Annotated in this window: 4 protein-coding genes; 1 reads left to right on the forward strand and 3 read right to left on the reverse strand. The window is 62.0% G+C overall.

Going from position 1 to position 8,197, the window contains the following annotated elements; genetic code table 11:
* The first annotated feature begins 54 nt into the window (after positions 1-54).
* Positions 55-2,037 carry an Hsp70 family protein gene (locus tag SPK54_RS13255; RefSeq protein WP_330948357.1) on the forward strand — a complete coding sequence of 661 codons (1,983 nt, stop codon included), beginning with the start codon at positions 55-57 and terminating at the stop codon, positions 2,035-2,037.
* A 45-nt stretch (positions 2,038-2,082) separates the two neighbouring features.
* On the opposite strand, the gene SPK54_RS13260 is transcribed toward SPK54_RS13255, so the two are convergent.
* The 3 genes from SPK54_RS13260 to SPK54_RS13270 all read right to left on the reverse strand — a co-directional run.
* Entirely contained in the window at positions 2,083-5,046 is a 2,964-nt protein-coding gene (locus SPK54_RS13260) for a DEAD/DEAH box helicase family protein (protein ID WP_330948358.1), read from the reverse strand.
* Positions 5,024-6,271 (reverse strand): restriction endonuclease subunit S, encoded by a 1,248-nt coding sequence (locus SPK54_RS13265; protein ID WP_330948359.1) that lies wholly within the window; start codon positions 6,269-6,271, stop codon positions 5,024-5,026. The genes SPK54_RS13260 and SPK54_RS13265 overlap by 23 nt, the downstream gene beginning before the upstream one ends.
* A 113-nt stretch (positions 6,272-6,384) precedes the next feature.
* On the reverse strand, positions 6,385-8,197 hold a 1,813-nt coding region (locus tag SPK54_RS13270; protein ID WP_330948360.1), incomplete at its 5' end, for an N-6 DNA methylase.

Consider the following 8,197-nt stretch of genomic DNA (forward strand, 5'->3'; position numbering starts at 1 on the left):
TTCTTCCTCAAGATCCGCGCCGCATTCCCCGGAGTTGGGAGATGAACCGAAAAATTGCTCACCCATCTTCGCGATGCGCTGGGCGAGGCCGAAGGCACGGACACGGCTCCGCTAGTTGTCACCGTGCCGGCCGCGTTCCACGGCTCGCAACGGATCGCTACCCGCGATGCCGCCGCGTTCGCCTTCGATGCCCGCAAAGACGATGTGCGCCTGCTCGAAGAGCCGTACGCCGCCTTCCTCGATTTCCTGGTCAACACGCCAGACACGGCCGGCAACCTGCTGCGCGAGGATGGCACCCTGCTGGTGTTCGACTTCGGCGGTGGCACCTGCGACGTGGCGATCTTCCGTCGCGACGCCTTGCAGGGCGGTGTGCTGGGCGTGGGCCTGCTCGGCACCAGCCGCTACCACCGACTTGGCGGAGGCGACATCGACCGCGCCATCGTCCACGAGGTGCTGATCCCCGCCGTCATGCGCGAGAACGATCTCGATCAGTGGGACCTCGACTGGTCAGCCAAGCAGCGCATGCTGGAACCGCAACTGCTGGGGCTGGCAGAACAATTGAAGATTGAATTAAGCGGAAAACTCACCGCGCTTGGGGATGCCGAAGGCAACGCATCGGCGTCTGCAGAGTCGGTCACACTGGAAGTGGAAGTCGGCGGATTGCTCAAGCGCCTGTCGCTGGCGCGGCCGACGCTGGACACGCAAGCCCTGCTAGCGGTGTTGCGGCCGTTTATCGATCCCACGCCCATCTCACAGGCCAGCAGCGAGTACGTGCAGCGCGGCTCGGTGTTCTCGCCGATCGAGCAGGCACTGCAACGCGCCACGCTGGAACTGGAAGACATCGACGCCGTGCTGATGTGTGGTTCCAGCTCGCTGCTGCCGCCGGTGCGCCGCGCAATCAAGCGCCATTTTCCGCACGCGGCGGTGGTACTGGCCGGCGATGCCAAAGCCTCGCTGGAAGGCGCCATTGCTCGCGGCGCGGCCTTGCAGGCGCTCAGCTTGCAGGTACTGGGCGAACCGCTGGTGGCGCCGGTGTGCAGCGCGGACATCTCGGTGCGCGTGGTCGATGGTGAAACCCGGCTTATCGAGGCTGGCGCGCCGGTGCCGGCGGCCTGCTATGGCGAGATCCTGCTGCGCCCGCCGCACGACAGCGAGGAGTTCGACATGGAGATCGCGGTGGAGGTGGTCGCCGATGGCAAACGCACGATCGGTCGCGCGCTGTGGAACCTGCCTGCGCCGGTGTCGGTGGAAGATCGCTTGCTGCTGGACTGGGACATGGACGAAAACCAATGCCTGCGCCTGGCGCTTTCCCGCGAGGGCGACGAGGACAGCGAGCCATTCCAGCAGCGGTTCGATTCCCCGCTCACTCATTTGGACATGGGCCAGACAATCCGGGTACGCATTCTGGAACGCGAGGAAGCCATCCGCAGCGGCGACATGCCAAAGGCGGACCTAGGCCGCGCCTTCGAGGGCATCGCCCGCGACTACGCCGCGCTGGGCGAACACGAACGCGCCCTGCATTTCGTGCGCCTGGCGATGCAGGAACAGGGCGATACCCTGACGTTGTTGAACCTGCGCGGCATCTACAACAAGAACCTGGGCAACCTTGAAGGCGCGCGTGACAGCTACCGGCGCGCGTCGGAATACAGCGGCGCGCGCTTCAACCTGGCCTTGCTCGACCACACCGCCGGCGAGCATGAAAGAGCGCTGGAAACGTTGGATTCCGCCTTGCGGGACGAACCCAACCGCGCCTACCGTGTGTTGCGCGGCAACATCCTGGAAAAGCTGGGCCGCCCCGCGCAAGCCCGCGCGGAATGGCAGGACGCCATTGCCGGGCATCTGGACTGGCATGGCTTTGATGACTTCCAGTTGGGCTGGATGAACGCTGCCGCGAAACTGCTCGGCCGCGACGAACTCATCGCCGCCATCGATGCCGAGCGCACGGCCCGTTCCGCTCGCGAGTCCGAGGCCACCCGGCAGGGCGAATTGCCGGAGTTGGTCAGTCGGCCGTTGGAGGATGTGGTTGGGGAGGTGTGATGGGGCGCGCTGCCCGCGGTGCGAGAACGACACCTTGGCGGGTTGTTAGTGCGATTGACGTGGGGATGCCGCACTTGCATCCAGATGGCACCGGATCACGGTGTAGGCCATCAGGTCGAAGATGCCACCCGCATCGTGGTACTTGGGGTCGATGACCTCGTCGAAGCGACCACGCGATTGGTAAGCCATTTGGACATGCTTGTTGACCTGCGTCTTCAACGGTCCCTTTAGAAAGATCTCGTTGTCTTTGTTGGTCACCACGTCCGATCTGATCGCCTCGTCCTGGGTCTTTTCGTCCATCACCTCACGGATCACCAGCGCCTCGTCATCAGTGATCTGGAACTGCTGGCGCAGCTTCTCGATCATCTCCCCGATCGTGACCTGACGCGGCGGCGCCCCGCCCGTTCCCGGGCTGCGCGCACCTGGCGGACGGGGTGTGCGCGGCTCCAGTCGCCGTTCTCCCTGCTCCTGCACGCTGGCGCGAACCACGCCGGTTTCGCGGATTCGCGCCATCAGTTCCGAGACAGTGCCCTGCTTGATGAGCTGCGGGCCGACGAACTCGGCGAAGCGCGCAAAACTCGCCTGCCTCGGTGGCAGAGTGAAGAAATTGGCGAGGAAGTAGTAGGACTTCACATAGCGCGCCAGCAGGTTGACGTAGTCACGTCGTGCTGGATCGCTAGCCAGCTTTTCCTCGAAGACCTGCTTGAGCTGGTCGACCAGCAATTGCCGACTGGCATCGTCCTTCGCATCCAGTTGACGCACCATCTCGTCGGCATCCTTTTGCAGGAACACGTCCTGCGCAAGGATCTGGTCGTACAGCTCGCCAGCAGCATCCGCGTCCGGTTCTCCGGGCTGATAGGGGCTACCCTGCCGGTACAGGTTGAACGCCTTGAAGATGGCGTCAGCGTTGTTAGTGAAATCCACCACGATCACGTCCTGCTTACCGTCGCACTGACGGTTGAGGCGCGAGACGGTCTGCACCGCGTTGCGGCCGGAGACCGGCTTGTCCAGGAACATGCCCGCCAGTAGCGGCTGGTCGAAGCCGGTCTGGAACTTGTTGGCCACCACCATCAGCCGGTAGCTGTCGCCCTCGAAGCGATCCTCGATCAGCTCGCCGTTCTCAAGCTGATTGATGTCGTGTTCGCGGATTTCCTGATTGGTCTGCGGATGGGTGAAGTCGGAAAACGCGTACAGCACTTTGTAATCCGCGCCGCGCTCGCTGAGCTTCTCGCGCAATATCTCGTAGTAGCGCAGCCCCGCCAGGCGCGAGGTGGCCACGATCATCGCCTTGGCCTTGCCGTCGACCAGGCCTTTCACGCGCTCATCGAAGATGCGCAGCATGACCTCCGCCTTGTACTGGATCAGCTCCTCGTCCTGATAGGCCACATTGCGCAGCGCTTTGGCTACGATGCCAGCCGGCCAGGTGCGGGTCTCTGGGGTCGTCACGGTACTGTGCAGGTTGTAGAGCGTCTTGAAGGACAGGATGCTGCCCGCCACGTCCACGATGTAGCCTTCCTGGATCGCTTCGGCTTCGGTGTAGCGATCGACCGGCGGGCCAAACAGGTCCACGGTCGCTTGGGACGGGGTCGCGGTAAAGGCCACGAATAGCTGATTGTGGTCGTGCTCGCGGATAGCCTTGGCGATGTCGGTTTCGGCCTTCTCTGTTTCGTCAGTCTCATCTGGCGCGTCGGGCTCGTCCCGGAACGGCACCCGTATCGCCAGCCCCAACTGCCCTTCCTGTGAGCGGTGCGCCTCGTCAATCAGGTAGGCGACCCGACGCCCCCGCAGGGCTGGATCGTTCTGGATTTCATCCAGGATCCAACCGAACTTCTGCTGGGTGGTAACGATGATGGGCTTGCGTTCGCGCAGGAAGCGTTTCAGGTCATCGGATTTTTTCGCGTAGCCGGTGACGTTCGCGAGGTGGGTGAAGTTGTCCAGCTCGTCGCGGATATTCTTGTCCAGCGATTTGCGGTCGGTGAGGATCACCGTCATGTCCACCAACTTGGCGTCGGTCTGCGGGTGGTGCAGGCTGTGCAGTCGCTCGGCCAGCCAACAGATGGACAGCGTCTTGCCACTGCCGGCGGAATGCTCCACCAGATGCTTGCCGCCCGGCTCCCCGGTTTGGACGAAGCGCGCCAGTGCGGCATCCGCGATGTTCCGCACCATGCGCTGCTGGTGATAGCGCGGGAACAAGGTAAACGCGGGGCGGTACTCTTTGTCCTCTCTCGCGGCGCGTTCCGGCACCCAGACCAGCAGATAGGCCAGCGCTTCGAGCAGGCGGCCCGGCGACAGCACTTCGCGATAGAGGTACTCGACGGCGTATTCGCCGTTGCCGCTGGCGTCTTGCGGGGTAATCGGCGCGTTGCGCAGGCCCGTGTTGAACCAGCGGAAATTGGCCTCACGGCGCGGATCCGTGGCCATCTTCACTTCGCTGGTATCCGCAGCGAGGTACAGGAACGGCAGCCGGAACACCGGGTGGCTATGGTCACGCTTGGCGAACTGCTCGACCGCGTGATGCACGTTCCAGCGCTGGGCGCCGGCCTCGTGCTTGAGCTCCAGCGCCACGATCGGCAGGCCGTTGAGGAAAAGCACCAGATCCACTTCTTCGCGGGTCGGGCCGAAGTAGTAATGCGGTCGAACAGCGAACCGGTTCTGCTGGTGCTGGCTGCCCTGCGCCTCGGCAAGCGAGCGCGGGATTGGGTAATACAGGTTCAGGCGCAGGCCGCGCACGTCCAGGCCATGACGCAGGATGTGCCACAGCGGGCGTCGTTCGATTTCCGCTGCCAGCGCGCGCAACACCTGGCCGCGGGCGTCGCTGCCGTAGTCGTGGGTCAGCTTATCCAGCGCCTCAACTTGGGTGACCTGGAGGAAGGCCCACAGCCCATCCTCATGCCAACCGTGATCCGGGTCGATGTCGCACTGTTCCAGCGTTGTATAGCCATGCTCGCGGACCAGGAAGTCCGCGATGTGGTTCTGGAACAGGAGTTCAGGCGATGGCGCTGGCGGCATGGGCGGCAACCCGTTGAACGTCTTCGTCGGTGATCCGGCGCTGGCCGGTGACGCATTCGTGGATCAGGGATTTGCGGTAGGCATACAGCACTTCGATTTGCGAGTCGAGCGAAGACCGAAGCGCGCGCGCCTTGGCATCCTCATTATCCAGATATTCGATAATCTCATCCTGCTCACTGATCGAAGGCAATGGAATCGGAAATTGGCCGACCTTGGTCGAGTTGGTCGCGGCAAGATTGGTGGTCTTCTTCCCCGTCGCCTCGAAATAGTCACGCCCATACTGGGAGGCTGACACATAGGCAAGAAACTGCGGCCGGAGCTTCCATGGCGTGCACCGCACGGCGAAGACGTGGTTTTGGTGCATGCAGCCCTCGATCTCCCCTCGCCACACGACCCCGCGGCCCAATTTATCCAGATCGCCGCCTTCGGTCATCAGCACGTCGCCCGTTTGCAGGCGGGTGCGCTCGGCAATATCGACTGGAACGTCAATGGTCGATATATCCTCAAGCACCAGGCGACCATCCTGCACATTTGCTACGCGCAGGTAGGGGCGCGTCACCAGCTCACCGGTGTACTCCTTGCCTAGGGTCAGGCCACCGTGAATGGCGCACACCCGTTTGAGCATGACCAGCCCCCAGCCAGTCGGCACCTCAGGCAGCCATGCGTTTCCGGTCGGCCTGAAAGCGCCGCTGTTAGCTAATCCGCGCGTGATAGTTCGCTGTAGGATCGCTTTAAAGATGAGCGATGCGGCATCAACCTGCTTCCGCTTCGCCGCCACCGCCGCATCGATGAGCCGGCAGCTTGCATCTAGATAGCCGGCGATGCGCTGTTGTTCGTCGACCGTTGGCAGAAAAATTCTGGAATCTTTGAGGAACCGAGATGAAACGCGTTTCTGACCCGCAGCGCCGACCATGTTTTCAGCAGCAAAGGCGCGGTACACCGGGTTGAACGTGCAGTAGTACAGAAACTTGGCATCGAGCGTATGGCGTGGCCGGAGAACGTGAAACTCCGTGCTTCCAAACGCATAGCGAGTTGGCAGATCAACGACGTTTGCACCCTTGCCATTCTCCATGCAAGGTGTAATCTTTGCGAAGAGAACATCCCCAGCCTCAAAGGACACGAGCGAACTCTGCACATCCTCATAGGGAACTCTTGTTTCAAAGTTGATCTGCCCAAACTCAGAAACGCTCTCCATTGGAACGAGGGTGCAAAGTTCTTCCGGCATCGGTGGCGACCCAGAAAGACCGGGTGAAAGACACGCCTCGTTGCGGATTCGACTGCCCTGCCAACCTACGGGCACAGAATCAAGCCAAGGGGCGCCGGCTTCGGTGACGTGACTCACGCGACCAACCGCTTCAACAACGCATCCGCCTGCAGTTCCAGTGCTCGGAACTGCTGCAACAACTCCTCCGCAGGTGTCGGTGGCTGATAGCGGTAGAAATACTTGTTTGGCAGGATCTCGTATCCCAACTGCGGGCTGTCCTGCCAGCGGATGATGGGCTTAGCGATCTCACGCTCCAGGAACGCCGGGATGTACTCGGCCGGTTTGCCGGCAGCGTCATACGGGATGTACTCGTCATCCTTGACGTAATGGCGATGGGTCCAGCGCACCGCGCGCACAGCGGCCAGGCCGCCTACGTCGTTCAGCAGGGCCTTGAGATCGCGCGCGGCGTTGTCCTCTGGCCCAAGCTCAAGCACCCGAACCTCTTCGACAGCGCCGGTGTCCACCGTAATCTCGAAGCTCAGGTCCGAGGCGTAGAACACCTGCTCCTTTTTCAGGTTGGCCGCGGTAAAGACCTTTTCGTAAGGTTCGGTGACGATGGCCGGCTGGTCGTCGGCGCCGGTCTGCCAGAACACGACCTCGACCTTGTGAAAGGCGAAATCAGTGTTGGCAAATAGCTTCACGTCATCGTCCGCATAACCTTCCGCCCAACCATCGCGATAGCGTGTTTCGATCCAGTCACGATTGGCGTCGGTGATGCGGTTGCGCTTGTTGCCGAAGCTCTTGGGCTCCTTCTCGAACTGCTTTCTGGCATCGATCAGCATCACCTTGCCGCGGTGGGACTTAGGCTTCTCGTTGCGCAGCAGCCAGATGTAGGTGTAGATGCCGGTGTTGTAGAAGAGCTGGTCGGGCAGCATGACGATGGCATCCAGCCAGTCGTTTTCCAGGATCCAGCGGCGGATCTCGCTTTCACCCTGGCCACAGTCGCCGTTCGACAGCGGCGAGCCGTTGAAGACGATGGCGATGCGGCTGCCGCCCTCGTTGGCCGGGCGCATCTTGGCCAACATGGTTTGCAGGAACAGCAGCGCGCCATCGGTCGTGCGCGGCATGCCGGCGCGATAGCGGGTTTTATCCAGCTTGCGGGCCTCGACCTCGTAACCATCCTTGCCGCCCCAGGTCACGCCGAACGGCGGATTGGACAGCATGAAGTCGAACTTGTGTTCGGGCTTGGCCAACTGATCACCCGGCTCGCGGCTGGCGGGGCTGTGCGGAATCAGGGAATTGCCGAGCGTGACGGTGGCCTGGGCGTCCTGCTTGATCAGCATGTCCGATTGGCAGATCGCGTAGTTGCTGTGCGACAGTTCCTGCCCGAACAGCATCACGTAGCGTTCCACCGCGGCGCGTTCCTTGTCGGTGCCGGCTCGCTCCAGTAGGTGCTCTTTCGCCACCGACAGCATGCCGCCGGTGCCACAGGCCGGGTCATAGATGGAAATGGCCTTCTTCGGCTGCGGAATGTCCAGCAGCTCCACCATCAGGCGGATGACCTCGCGCGGAGTGAAGTGTTCACCGGCCTCCTCGCCGCTTTGTTCCGAGAACCGTCGCAGCAGTTCCTCGTAGATGTAGCCCATCTCCAGGTTAGACAGCGTTTCCGGCCCGAAATCGCGATCCTTGTACTGGTTGAGGATTGGCGCCAAGCGGTTGTACTTGACCATCTGCGCGATGGTGGCGCGGAAGTTGAAGTTCTCGATGATGTCGTCGACATTCTTCGAGAAACCGTTGATCCAGTCGCGGAAGTGGTCGTCCAGCCGGGTCTGATCGGCTTCGCAGATCCTGGCCAGCGTCCACGGCGACTTGTTGTAGAACGGCGCCTGGCCTGCGTAAGCTTCCCCGATCGGCAGACACCCCATAAGTAGAACTTTCTGGCATGTT

The organism is Thermomonas sp. LB-4 (assembly GCF_036409385.1).
Taxonomy (GTDB): domain Bacteria; phylum Pseudomonadota; class Gammaproteobacteria; order Xanthomonadales; family Xanthomonadaceae; genus Thermomonas.